Source organism: Sphingopyxis sp. BSNA05, assembly GCF_013265645.1.
Lineage (GTDB): Bacteria > Pseudomonadota > Alphaproteobacteria > Sphingomonadales > Sphingomonadaceae > Parasphingorhabdus.
In genome coordinates, this window is sequence record NZ_PYIA01000096.1 from 1 (window position 1) to 12,780 (window position 12,780).

At 58.7% G+C, this 12,780-nt stretch carries 11 protein-coding genes and 1 pseudogene; 2 read left to right on the top strand and 10 right to left on the bottom strand.

Features of this window, described 5'->3' with window-relative positions:
- The 6 genes and pseudogenes from C8024_RS23365 to C8024_RS21600 all read right to left on the bottom strand — a co-directional run.
- Window positions 1-1,462: S41 family peptidase (locus C8024_RS23365; RefSeq protein ID WP_367947284.1), on the bottom strand; the 1,462-nt coding region annotated here is incomplete at its 3' end.
- A 109-nt stretch (window positions 1,463-1,571) separates the two neighbouring features.
- Window positions 1,572-3,163: pseudogene (locus C8024_RS10780) on the bottom strand (isocitrate lyase).
- Window positions 3,164-3,586: 423 nt separating this feature from the next.
- Window positions 3,587-5,008, bottom strand: coding sequence for a sulfotransferase (locus C8024_RS10785; RefSeq protein WP_173204969.1), 1,422 nt, complete (start codon window positions 5,006-5,008; stop codon window positions 3,587-3,589).
- Window positions 5,005-5,577: a tetratricopeptide repeat protein gene (locus C8024_RS10790; protein ID WP_173204971.1), complete on the bottom strand. Its 573-nt coding sequence runs from the start codon at window positions 5,575-5,577 to the stop codon at window positions 5,005-5,007. Before C8024_RS10790 ends, C8024_RS10785 begins: the two co-directional genes overlap by 4 nt.
- A 152-nt stretch (window positions 5,578-5,729) precedes the next feature.
- Window positions 5,730-6,965 (bottom strand): TonB-dependent receptor, encoded by a 1,236-nt coding sequence (locus C8024_RS21595; protein ID WP_367947285.1) that lies wholly within the window; start codon window positions 6,963-6,965, stop codon window positions 5,730-5,732.
- On the bottom strand, window positions 6,962-8,740 hold the full coding sequence (locus tag C8024_RS21600) for a TonB-dependent receptor plug domain-containing protein (protein WP_367947286.1): 1,779 nt from the start codon (window positions 8,738-8,740) through the stop codon (window positions 6,962-6,964). The genes C8024_RS21595 and C8024_RS21600 overlap by 4 nt, the downstream gene beginning before the upstream one ends.
- A 303-nt stretch (window positions 8,741-9,043) precedes the next feature.
- On the opposite strand from C8024_RS21600, the gene C8024_RS10800 reads away from it, so the two are divergent.
- Complete coding sequence (locus tag C8024_RS10800) at window positions 9,044-9,346, top strand: hypothetical protein (protein WP_173204973.1); 303 nt, start codon at window positions 9,044-9,046, stop codon at window positions 9,344-9,346.
- Between the two features lie 10 nt (window positions 9,347-9,356).
- On the opposite strand, the gene C8024_RS10805 is transcribed toward C8024_RS10800, so the two are convergent.
- The 3 genes from C8024_RS10805 to C8024_RS21610 all read right to left on the bottom strand — a co-directional run bounded on the left by C8024_RS10805 (window position 9,357) and on the right by C8024_RS21610 (window position 11,587).
- Window positions 9,357-9,650 carry a hypothetical protein gene (locus tag C8024_RS10805; RefSeq protein WP_173204975.1) on the bottom strand — a complete coding sequence of 98 codons (294 nt, stop codon included), beginning with the start codon at window positions 9,648-9,650 and terminating at the stop codon, window positions 9,357-9,359.
- 288 nt (window positions 9,651-9,938) lie between these two features.
- Window positions 9,939-10,421, bottom strand: coding sequence for an SLC13 family permease (locus C8024_RS21605; RefSeq protein WP_254305811.1), 483 nt, complete (start codon window positions 10,419-10,421; stop codon window positions 9,939-9,941).
- Window positions 10,421-11,587, bottom strand: coding sequence for an SLC13 family permease (locus tag C8024_RS21610; RefSeq protein ID WP_254305812.1), 1,167 nt, complete (start codon window positions 11,585-11,587; stop codon window positions 10,421-10,423). Before C8024_RS21610 ends, C8024_RS21605 begins: the two co-directional genes overlap by 1 nt.
- 187 nt (window positions 11,588-11,774) lie before the next feature.
- Here C8024_RS21610 and C8024_RS10815 point away from each other — a divergent pair, with 187 nt between their 5' ends.
- Entirely contained in the window at window positions 11,775-12,578 is an 804-nt protein-coding gene (locus tag C8024_RS10815) for a lipid II flippase Amj family protein (protein WP_173204977.1), read from the top strand.
- Between the two features lie 41 nt (window positions 12,579-12,619).
- Here C8024_RS10815 and C8024_RS10820 read toward each other — a convergent pair whose 3' ends face one another.
- Window positions 12,620-12,772 carry a hypothetical protein gene (locus tag C8024_RS10820; protein ID WP_164089224.1) on the bottom strand — a complete coding sequence of 51 codons (153 nt, stop codon included), beginning with the start codon at window positions 12,770-12,772 and terminating at the stop codon, window positions 12,620-12,622.
- Between the last annotated feature and the right edge of the window lie 8 nt (window positions 12,773-12,780).

Consider the following 12,780-nt stretch of genomic DNA (forward strand, 5'->3'; position numbering starts at 1 on the left):
CTGGTGCTCGCTGTCGCGCCGTCAAGCACGCTGCTGATCGGGGTGCAGGCGGCGCCGGAGAGAAAGCCGAGGGCGCGCGCGTCGATGCCTCGGCGGGGTCGCCGAGCGGCCGGCTGATATCGTCGGCGGCCTGGCAGCTGTTGGTCAGCGAGCTGGCGAGGCCGTCAAAATAATTGGCGTTGCCGTCGGCATTTTCGGTGGCAAAGGCGACGATCCGGAGCCGGTCGTCGCAGGCGCTGCGGTCGAGGCCGATCTGGCCGACCGGCTTGCCGTAAGTGTTGCTGCCGACCAGCGCCATGTCGGCGTCGAGATAGGGGATCATCGCGTTGATCACCAGCTCGCTGGCCGAGGCCGAGCCGCCGGTGGTGATGAAGGCGATGCGGGTCGGGGCGATCGACTGGGCCTGGGTCTGGAAATTGCGGGTCTCGTTGTTCGACGACTTGCTGGCGCGGAAACGGGTCACGCCCTGCACCTGGTTGGTGAAGCGGTCGCGGCCGAGCAGATCGGCGAACAGCTCGGCGGTGCGGACCAGCCCGCCGCCATTGTAGCGCAGGTCGATGACCAGCTCGGTTACACCGGCGTTGCGTAACTGCTGGAACGCGTCGCGCAATTGCGGTTCGGCGCTGTCGATGAAAGTGCGCAGGTTGACATAGCCGGTCTGGGTACCGCCATTGTCGATGATCTGCACGCCATAGCGCGGCGAGATAGGCTGGATCGCATAGTCGGCCTTGCTCACCGTGGTGGTGGTCTCGACACCCGCTGCGTTGCGGAAGCGCAGCACGCGGCTGGTCGCCGCTGTTGATGGGCCGAGCGCGTTGCTGACCGCGCCGGCGCCGCCCTGGGCGAAGAGTGCGGTGACCGTCTGGAGATTGGAGCTGCTGGTCCCGATGGCGAGCAGCTCCGCGCCGCGATCGATACCCGCGGCAAGCGCCGGCGCGCCTTCATAGGCGTCGAGGATATAGACCCGCGAGGCGTTGCTGTCATAGCTCAGCCTGATGCCAAAGCCCGCGGTCGCGCCGGAGTTCAGGAAGGCGTTCTCCTCGGCGATCGAGGTGATATAGGTGAAATAGCGGTCCCGCCCCTGACCGCGTGCGGTGGCGGTGAGCGCGTCGATATAGTCCTGCACCGATGCATAAGGCGCGGGGCTGAGGCTGGCGGGCAGGGTCTCGGGGAAGAGATACCATTCGTCGAGCAGGTCGAATGCCCAGTTCTGCCGGCTTTGCAGCGAGCAGGTCGTTCCGGTCGCGTCGGGGTTGATCCGCCACCGCCTGGCGGCAGGCTGACATTGTTGCTGCTGCTGCCGCCACCGCCGCAGGAGGCGAGCAACGCCGCCAGTGCCAATATCGAACCGGATTTCCGCAATGTCATGCTGCCCCCATTTACCAGACTGATCCCAGGTTAATTCCGACAGGCTTAACCGGATATGATCGACCCTGATAGGCTTCGGGCCAATTGTCCACACAGAAAAAATCCGCCGGCATTGCTGCCGACGGATAGTTTTTCCTCCCCAGGAAAACGGGTTGGATCGGGTGCCCCCAAAGGGGGTAAGGGAGCACCCGACCTATCTGATATTATCCGAACTGGTTCATCGTGTTGTGCGCGCCGCCGGCTTTCAGAGCGGCTTCACCAGCGAAATATTCCTTGTGATCATCGCCAATGTCACTGCCCGACATGTTCTGGTGCTTCACGCAAGCGATGCCTTCGCGGATTTCCTTGCGCTGCACGCCGAGGACGTAGCCCAGCATGCCGGCGTCGCCGAAATATTCCTTGGCCAGATTGTCGGTCGACAAAGCGGCGGTGTGATAGGTTGGCAAAGTGATCAGGTGATGGAAGATGCCAGCGCGTTTCGAACCATCGGCCTGGAAGGTGCGGATGCGCTTGTCAGCCGCTTCGCCCAGTTCGGTGTCGTCATATTTCGCGTCCATCAGATCATCGCGATCATATTCGGACACGTCGAGACCTTCTGCGGCCATCGCGTCATAAACCTGCTGACGGAAGTTCAGCGTCCAGTTGAAGGATGGCGAGTTGTTGTAAACGAGCTTCGCATTCGGAACGACTTCGCGGACCCGGTCCATCATGCCGGCAATCTGTTCGACATGAGGCTTCTCGGTTTCGATCCAGAGCAGGTCGGCGCCATTTTGCAGCGAGGTGATGCTGTCGAGAACGCAGCGGTCCTCGCCGGTGCCGGGACGGAACTGGAACAGGTTGGAAGGGAGGCGTTTCGGACGGAGCATCTTGCCATCGCGGTTGATGATGACATCGCCGTTCTTCGCGGTGGCCGGATCAATTTCTTCGCAATCGAGGAAGCTGTTATACTGGTCGCCGAGATCGCCGGGCTCGTTCGAAACCGCGATCTGTTTGGTCAGACCAGCGCCGAGCGAGTCGGTGCGGGTGACGATGATGCCGTCGGTGACGCCCAGTTCGAGGAAGGCATAACGGCAGGCGCGGATCTTCGCGAGAAAATCCTCGTGCGGCACGGTAACCTTGCCGTCCTGGTGGCCACATTGCTTTTCGTCGGAAACCTGGTTTTCGATCTGCAGAGCGCAGGCACCCGCTTCGATCATCTTCTTGGCGAGCAGGTAGGTTGCCTCGGCATTACCGAAACCGGCGTCGATATCGGCGATGATCGGAACGACATGGGTCTGAAAATTCTCGACCTTGTCCATGGCCGCTTTCTCGGCCGCTGCATCGCCGGCTTCGCGCGCCGCATCAATATCGCGGAACAACAGGTTCAGCTCACGGGAGTCGGCCTGACGCAAGAAGGTGTAAAGCTCTTCGATCAGCGCAGGGACCGAGGTTTTTCGTGCATCGACTGGTCGGGCAGGGGACCGAATTCGCTGCGCAGTGCGGCAACCATCCAGCCGGACAGATAGAGATAGCGGCGTTTGGTATCGCCGAAATGCTTCTTGATCGAAATCATCTTCTGCTGCGCGATAAATCCGTGCCAGCAACCCAGCGACTGGGTGTATTTGGAGCTGTCGGCGTCATAAGCGGCCATATCCTCGCGCATGATAGCGGCGGTATATTTGGCGATGTCGAGGCCGGTCTTGAACCGGTTCTGCAACTGCATGCGGGCAACGGACTCGGCGTCGATGCCGCTCCATGTACCATTCTGGCTGTTGATCAGGCTGTCTGCGGAACTCTTTAACTCTTGGTAGGACATGATGATTTTCCTTAAACTGGGGAGGCGGTTACTCGATATGCTGTAAAATTATTTTCAGCGTCTGAGAAAGTGATTGGCCGAGTTTAAGGGTTTGTTCCAGATAAATTTGTCAAATTACGAGTCAGTCTGTCTTGAAACAGCAACTGGAAGTAGTAAAAGTGTAAATAAGCTTACACTTGATTCACCGTCGGAAGCCGTTCTGGCTACTTTTCATATTTCTGACCCTTGCTGCTGCTGCCGATGCTTGCTTCTCTAACGCGGAGTTTAACATGGCTGTCCATCTTTTGGGGGCGAGATGTTCATCTGGCCATGGCAGGCATTGGACAGATTTGCGCAATTATTGGAGAACGGGTTGGCATGTCCGGCAGTTCACGGCTGCGTCTTTGCGTTACTCCGAGCAATTGCCTGCATCCCCTACTCGTTTCAGGATTCCTTACCAGGCAGGGTATAGGCGAAACTCTCAATCCACGGTTCCAGCACGGGGATGACCGGCGCAAGATGATCGCGGTATTTTTCCCATCGGCCGCTGGCGCGTCGGTAAATCGGCTCGGTGACTTGCGAATAGCTCGCCGTGGTGATCAGGCCCCGCGATCTGGCAGTGCGGCTGTGGTTGAGTACATTGTCATCCCATTGCAAATCGAGGAAATCGAACAGGGGGCGGATCTCCGCGGCGACATCTTCGACCAGCCGCTCATAGACGATTGGGTGGACGTTTGCAGGGAACAAGGCGAGCGAGGCCTGCCAGTGGCGAAAAGCCAGATCGTATAATTCTGCCGCATCTTCCAACCGGAGAAAACTGGCCATTGCAGAATTCAGTCGGAAATTGGCCATGAAACAGCTTAGCACTACATCGCAGGGGTGGCGCAGAGCGAGGATAATCTTGGCATTGGGGAAAAGCCGCTGGATCAGCGGAAGCCGGTACAGGAACAGCGGTGACTTATCGACCAGCAATTGCCCCGGAGCGAGCGGCTGGATGTTCTCCACCTCGTTGAAATAATCGTCGCGTGCCTTGGCGATAGCGTCGCTATCCATGCCCGCCAATGCCGAAATCCCGCCCAGCGCCTCCTCGACATGGTTCAGTGGCGGCTGCTCTTCCATGACCACCGTGTTGGGATGGCCCATCAGAATCGTATCGAGCAATGTCGTTCCCGACCGCGGGAAGCCGACCAGGAATACCGGATCGGGCCGGCCATCGGCGATTTCTACCTCCTCCCAGGAATCGCGCCATTCAGGGGAAAGCATGGTGATTTCCTTTGCCAGTTGCTCCCGCAACTCCCGGGCGCGATCCAGCGGATCGGTCGGATTGTCCTGATAGGCGAGAATGTTGGCCTGCGTATAAGCCGTGAATGCCTCGTCGGTCCGGCCCAGCCGGTCGAGCAATGTGGCCCGCGCATGGGCGGTGCGGATCGGTTCCACATCGGTAGGGACCATCGCGAGCTTCGTCAGCGCTTCATCAAACTGCCCGGCCCGCCGCAATTGCAACGCCTCGACATAGGCGAGAGGTTCCGGCGCGATGCCGTTCTTGCGCGCCAGCGCAATCAGCGGTCCAAATTCTTCTTCGCGATTGCTATGTTCATATTGGATGGCGAGGCCGAGATAGGCATCGAGAGCTGTCGGATCGAGTTTGATGGTTCGCAAATAGGCTCGCTCGGCATCACCGGTCCACCGCATTACGCCATATTCGATCGCGAGTTTCAGTTGATAGTCAGCGGAATCAGGTTCGCGGTCTACCGCCTTGATCAAGGCCGCAAGCGCCTCCTCCTGCCGGAGCTGTGTCTTGTATAGCAGGTAAAGCTGATAGGGCAGGCGGCCATCGGATGGGAATTCATCAATCGCCCTGGTCAATTCCGCTTCGGCGTCGTCGACCTGGTCGAGAGAGAGCAGGCGTCGGCGAGATTGAGCCGGGTCGGCGCGGCCCGCGGATCCAGCGTGATCGCACGTCGCAGCGCCTCGACTGCGCCCTTGTAATCTCCCGTTCCGGCGCGGGCGTTGCCGAGATTGTTCCAGCATTCGAAATCGTCCGGATGATCGGCGAGGACCAGTTCATAGGCTTCGACTGCCTCGGGAAATTGCTCAATTTTCTGCGCCAGAAAGGCACGATATCGCGCAACCCGCAGACTCTTGTCCGCTTGCGCCAGTTCGGCGGTGGCCACTGCCAGCGCTTCGGCATCCCTGTCCTGGTCCATCAATATCGCGACGAGATTGCAGGCGATGGTAACATCTCGTGGTTGAAGCGCGTGCGCTTCCGCAAGATGGCGGGTCGCTGCGGGCAGGTCCTGCAACCGGGCACAAACCATCCCGAGAAATGCATGGACTGATAGCGTGTCAGCAGAGCCGGACTGCAGACCGATCTCGGCGATGGCGCGGGCACTGGTCAGATCGCCGCGCTGTGCGGCTGCTATCGCCTTATCCATTGTTGCGCTGCCATCTTGATTTGGAGGGGATTCGCCAACCATCTGTTGTTCCGATCTCATTGCTGGTCGGACCGTTATAGATGTACCGGCCCCGGAAAGAAAATGGAGGGCCCCCGCCGGGGAGCCCTCCCGCTGCATAGATCAGCGCATTCCTAGAAGTCGAGCGTAACGCCGGCAAAGATATAACGGCCAAGCGCGTCGTAAGTTGCCGGATAGGTATTGCCGTTACAGGGGCCGGTTGGGCACAGGTTCGGGGTTCCGCCACCGCCAGAGGTTACCAATGGCGGCTCCTTGTCGAACAGGTTGTTGATGCCCAGGCGGAAGGTGAACTGTTCCTTCAAATTGTAGGAGAGTACCGCGTCGATATAGTTGACCGACGATATCCGGGTGCCTGGTCCGGCGTGGTCGGTCTGGCCGCTCGGATTGAGGGCATCGAACGACGATATGGTTTCGGCCTTCACCTTGCCGATAAAGCGCCATTGTGCCGATACACCGAAGCCCGAGTCCGTCTTCAGCGACACGCGAGCCTTGTGGCGCCAGCGCGGAAGCGGAGCGCCCGCATCGGAAACCCCGCCCACGCTGCACGTCGGTCCATAAAGACCGGCGCAGTCGTAGGAGACCGGGCTGCCGTCTCCATTGGTGAGTCCGTTTTCGACCTCGTAGGAGTCAAGATAGGTGCCGTTCATCGACAGCGAGACCGTACCAAAGCTGACCGGGACGGAATAATTGCCCGCAATTTCGATACCCGAAGTCTGCAGGCTGCCGACATTATTTGGCAGATCCTCCGTAAAGCCGCCAGGTGTCAGCCAGAGCGAACCCGCAGCATCGCGATTGACAAGGGCACAGGAGTCGGGCGTGAAGGTAGCGGTGGCATTTGTCACGCAATTGTTGAGCACTGCGTCAACCCCGAAGCTGCGGATCGCATCGTCAACCTTGATATTGAAATAGTCGATCGTCAGCGACAGCCGCGGAATGAAATTGGGCTGCAGAACCACACCTGCCGTCCAAGTTTTTGCGGTTTCCGGTTGCAAGGCGGCATTACCACCGAGCAGACCGTTATATTGTCCCGCCGGATTTGGGGTCACGCCCTGACCGACAATCAGACCTTGTGCCAGGCATCCGTAATCCGTTGCCGAAATGGTGATTCCGGCACAGGGATCATTCGAACCGCTCAGTCCGACGGCTGCCGTCCGGAACAGTTCCTGGATATTCGGTGCGCGGACGGCTTGGTTGTACATTGCGCGAAGCCGGATATCGGGGATCGGCGCCAGCTCTGCGCCGATCTTGAACGTATCGGTATTGAACGACTGGTTTACCGTGGTTTCATAATGCGACCGACGATAGCCGGCGCTGATTTCGAACGTGTCGACGATGCCGTTCTGGATCACCGGGATTTGCGTTTCCGCAAAAATTCCAGCACGTCAAATCCACCGGAAAGCGGCAGGGTTGCCCCGCCCTGACCGGAAAGATCACCGGTCGCAAAGCCGTTGTCGACCTCGAGCTCGAGCGTCTCCTTGCGCCATTCGCCACCGATGTTGACCCGAATGCCGTCTTCGGCCCACGGCAATATCATGCCATAGTTGGTCAGGTCGCCGGTGAACGAGATATTGGCCACCTGCTCGGTGGTTTCGCCTGACTGGAAACCGGATACATTGAGATAGGCAACCGCGGCATCGCTGGCGCCGCCTTCACCGGCGAACAGATCATAGGGAACGCAATTTGTGTCACCGGCCGTGATAAGCGAACGGCAGACCACCTGGCCCTGGGTCGCGCTGCCGGGACGATTGTCTATCACCGCATCCAGCGCGCGAGTCAGGCGTGCGATCGAAAATTCGTTCGAATAGACTTGGGAGTAATCTACCTTACCATATTGGTAATAAGCGTCGTAGCTCCAGACGTCAGAAATATCGCCATTGGCGCCGAGAACACCCCGGAATGTCGTGTGGCCGAGATTGGACTGGCGCGGCCCACCTTCGAGGTTCCGGCGAAGGACAAGCGCATAGCCCTGATTGTAGGTTCCGCCCTGACCATCGGCAAAATCGATCGGCGCGGCGTTCGGATCGGGGTTGTAGGGAGCGGTTGTCGCGGCCGGGAAAGTGCCGACAAAACCGCTGATCAGATTGTCCGTGTCGCAAATTACGGCTGCCTGGGCTGCAGACATCAGTGGATTGTCGCAGTTCAGCGTTAAAGTATTGCCAAAGTCGCCGGACGGCGCAATTTGCGCGACCGTCTTATTGTCCATGAACTGGAATTCCATATAGGGACGGAAGGAATCGCTGACTTCATATTTGACAAAGGCGCCGGCAGTGAACCGTTCGTCCGGACGCTGAAAATGGTTGAATGGCGCAAAGTTGAAAACCCCGAGGCCGTTCACGAAACCGCCATTTGGCGCGAAGGTATAGAAGGTCGACGTGCCGGTCGTAACCGCTGTGTCGAACACCAGGACATTGCCGTTCGGTGTCGTTGCCGAGCCGCCGCAATTGTTGGCACCGCCGCCGCCATTTTGCAGGACGCAGGCGCTGAAGTCGCGCTCAGACTGGGTCACCGCCTCGATCTTGCGATAGCCGCCGTAGATCATGAAATGGCCGCGATCATCGGCAAACTTCGAGCCGAAGGCGACGGTCGCATCGATCGAACCGCCGTCGGTTATGCTGCCGTCCGGATAGGGGAATCCGCGGGCATCAAGAAAGGGGCGAATGAACTTGTTGTTATTGTCGTGCTGGTAGAAGCTATATTGCGCATCTACCCGGAAGCCTTCAAATTCATCGTCGATGATGAAGTTCACCACGCCGGCAACGGCGTCGGCACCGTAAACCGAGGATGCGCCGCCGGTCAGGACTTCGACCTGTTTCAGCATGGCGGCGGGAATGATATTGATATCGGCTGCAGACCCACTGGCCGGCGAAGGATCGCCCGGTACAATACGGCGTCCGTTGATCAGCGCTAGTGTACGGTTTGAGCCAAGGCCGCGGAGGTCGACCGTTGCCGTGCCATCCGCGCCATTGGCGAGAGAGGAGGCCTGGCTGGCCGAAACGGCAGGCAGGGAATTCAGAATATCCTCGACGCGGGTGACGCCCTGAAGCTTGATATCTTCGCTGGCCACCACGGTGACGGGCGAAGGTGAATCGACGCCCGGGCGGGCAATACGTGAACCGGTGACCACAATGACCGCTTCCGTTTCGGCTTCAGCGATGTCCGTAGTCTGGGCGAAAGAGGGGGTGGAGGCGAGAGCAATGCCCAGCGCAAGTGGCGCTGCTGCATATTTCAGATTGTTTTGATTTTTTTGATCATGGTTTGTCTCCCTGCAAAAATGAACATATATTTGATGGGGGCCATCTGTTGTAGCCAATCATCAGTAATCAGGTCAAAATTCATCAGGAGTAGTTGTCTATTCTCTGAAATTTCCAACCTTCAGACAATTACCTGTATTGCACCTGCAACTCACCTCTCCTAACAAATCGGTAGGATGAAAATCGAATTTCGCGGTGGCGTTTCATTTTTGCAACAGCACATGGCGAGATGGATTTTACATAGCGTTGCAATTCCGGGTGCCGAGGCGACGGGACTCACTGGATTTGCGTCCGGTTGGACGGGTTTTGTCTTTTTCCATTTTGCCAGATCGGCGGAAACGGCAATTCTGATGCAAGAAATTATTAGCCTCGACAGCAATAGCGAATCTCCGATCCGTCCGGTCAGCGTGTCTGGAATTCCAACAGTGGCCTGTCTTGGAAAGAACCACATTGGTTATTTCATGCGCTTTCATAGATAGAAATTTGCCACTAAAAGCTCGCACGCCCGACGACTCGTTTGACGATTTCTTGCAGCTGAACCGGCACGGTCATGACGAAGAGGCCATGACTCGGGGCCGGTTTTGCGCAAGCGCCGCAAGGATTGCGGACGTCCGAACGCCAGTTGGCGTTTATTGAAGCGCTGGCCAATACCGGCGTCGTGATAACGGAGGCGCGCAGTGTCGGAATGTCCGATGCCGCCGCCCATACGCTGTTGCGTACGCCGCGTGCAAAGCGGGTTGCTGCTGCATGGGAGGCAGCGCTGGCGGCGTCGTTCGGGCCCACTCACCGCAACTCTATGGCAACGCGCATCGAGACAGCAGAGACACCGGTGAGGGGGATCAGACCATTGCGCCCCCACAGCAGTCGTTCAAGCATTGAAGCTCCCCGGGCCCGAACCCCCGGCGGGACCGGTTCCGCCGCTGCGTCGTCACAGGGGCCAGATCAGGGGAATGATGGTTATTGAGGTGATAGCGATAACCAGCGTCAACGGCAGGCCATAGCGGGCGAAATCGAGGAAGCGGTAGCCGCCTGCGCCATAGACCAGGGTATTGGTCTGATAGCCGATCGGCGTCAGGAGCTGGCGCTTGCGGCAAACATGACCGCGATAACAAAGGGCCGTGGATCGACGCCAAGCGATAAGGCGAGCTGGATCGCGATCGGCGTGACAACGACGGCAACCGCGTTATTGGTGACCAGTTCGGTCAGCATCAGGCTGAGCAGATAGATGGCGGCGAGAGCATAGACCGGCGGGAAGCCGGACAGCCAGGGGGCTGCAGCTGCGACCATCATCTCGACCAGACCGGCATTTTCCAGCGCCGTGCCGATTGCCAGCATCGCCACGATCAGGCCGATGATCCGCCAGTCGACCGAGGCAAAAGCCTCGTCCGGTTCAATGCAGCGGGTGACCAGGACTGCGGCCATTCCGAGCACTGCCAGCCCGGCAATCGGCATGATATCGAGAGAGGCGGCAAGCACCACAGCGAGAATCACCGCAATTGCGATCGGCGCTTTGTGGCGCCGGTATCCGCGGGTTTTCGGTTCACTGACATTCATCAGATTCTCGCCCTCGACCAACCGGCGGATGTTTGTTTTGCGCCTTCCAGCAACAGGGTGTCGCCAACCTGTAATTTGGTGTTGTCATATTGCTCGGACAGGTTGCTGCCCCTGCGGTGCATGGCGATCGGATGAATGCCATAGCGTTGCGGCAGGGCCGCCTCTTTCAGGCTCTGGCCGATGAGATGGGCATCGGGGAGGAGTAATATCTCCGCCAGCATCGACCTGTGCGACGACATCGGCACAAACTGCTGCGAATCCTCGCTCTTGGTCAGCGGCAGCTTGCCGCGTTCGCGAATGGTCATCACGTCCGCTTCATTGGTATGCAAAACCAGAACATCACCCTTCCGAACCACATATTCCGACAGCGCTTTGCGGATCGGCACATCGTTGCGGACGACATCCACCAGCCGCCGCTCGCCATTGCGGAACAGGTCGATCTCGCTCGCTATCTGGCCGACATAGGGAGATGTGCCGCCGATGAAGATCGACATCGTATAGCGTTTGCTCTCATTCTCATCGAGCAGCGAGGACATTGTGTCACGGTCCGGCAGAAAGCGGCGGGTCAGGGCGAGATAGGTCACGCCAACCAGCGCGATGACGATACCGGCCGGGGCGATCTCGAAAATCGAAAAGCCGGCCAGGCCGTTCTTCTGCGCGACACCGTCGACCAAAATATTGGTCGATGTGCCGATCAGGGTGCAGGTGCCGCCCAATATGGCGGCGAAGGATATCGGCATCAATATCTTGGACGGGCGCTCGCCCAGTTCCTTTGCCAGGGTTATTCCGATCGGGATCATCATCATCACCAGCGGCGTATTGTTGGTAAAGCCCGACAGAATCGCGATGGCGACCAGCAACAGTCCGGTTGCCAGCACCGGAGACGCCTTGGCCAGACCGGTGACCTTGAGCGCAAAGGCTTCCAGCGTACCGGTCCTGACCAGCGCCCCGGAGATGATGAACATCGCGGCGATCGTCAGAGGGGCTGGGTTACTCATTGCGGCCAGAATATCGTCGGTCGAGATCAGCCCGAGAACCAGGAGCAGGCCGGCTGCGCCGATGGCGGTGACCTCCGGCGGGCGGATTTCCGTCGCAAAAGCGATCAACAGCAAAAGCAGTATCAGGGCAACAAGTGCAGGGGAATAAGGCGCGAGAACAGCAAGCATCAACAGGTCCGATCAGAATAGCGCGCTGGATAGCGGAAATCCCAATAAATGCCTGTGCGAAACTGTGCTAGCCACAAACTGCACGGCCACACAAAATATTGTTTGGATAGCTGAAGATTTGGTTCATGGGCGTTTTCGTTTCGTGCCCGACAAGCGCATGATTCTGTCGATAGAAATCGGAAAAACCATGGATCAGCAACTCCTGATAATTTGCGCTTTGACCTTCTCGATCCACCTGATCGGAGCGCTGGCCTATTCAGCTCGCATTGCCGGCGTGCGAACCGGGCGGATCGCGGTATCCTTTGCCCTCTTCAACATCCTGGTTCTGGTGTCGCGGCTGTCCAACAGCTTCCTCGGGCCATTTCTCGCCAAACGGATCGAAAACGGGCTGGCCGATGGCGCGGGCGAAGGCTTGCTCGGCGACTTTCGGCTCGTCCTGCTTGCGGCAACGGCCGCCACCATTGTCGGCGCGCTGCTCATTCCGACGGTGCAACGCTGGTTCAGCAGCGCCATTTTGCAATTCCATGAGCATCGCTCAATGCCGCGGCTGATCTGGCACGCCCTGACCAAGGGCGGGATCGGCTATGTCGGAAGAACTGCAACCGCACCCAAGCGCGTACATATCAGCGACTTGCGCAAGCCGCGCGGCGTATCGATGACGATTATCATATTGAATGTCGTGGCGCAGGCGCTGCTTACGGTCGGCGTGGTCGGCTCTCTGTACGCCGGCTATCTCAATCCCGAATATCGGGTCACTGCATCGCAGCTATCCGCCGTGATCAACGGCTTCGCCACGATCCTGCTGTTTGTGGTCATCGACCCGCAACTCTCGGTAATGACCGACGATGTCGTCAGCGGACGCGTCAGCCAGCCGATGTTCCGGAGGACGATCACCTGGCTGTCGCTGAGCAGGGTAGGCGGGACATTGCTGGCCCAGGCGCTGCTTTTGCCGGCCGCATTGCTGGTGGCCTATATTGCCGGCGCAATCTGACGGTAAGCCAGCACGGCCATTCGCGGTTAGTCCTGCGCGAACTAACTCAGTGCCGGAATGATCCAGGCCATCGACATGACAATGACGGCCAGCAGCAAAGACGCCGCCAGCACGATCCTGACATTATGGGACGCACGGGGCTTGTTGCTCGCCTCGCGTTCGGTCACTTCGATCTGATCGCCATGCTTTTCCATATTTTGCT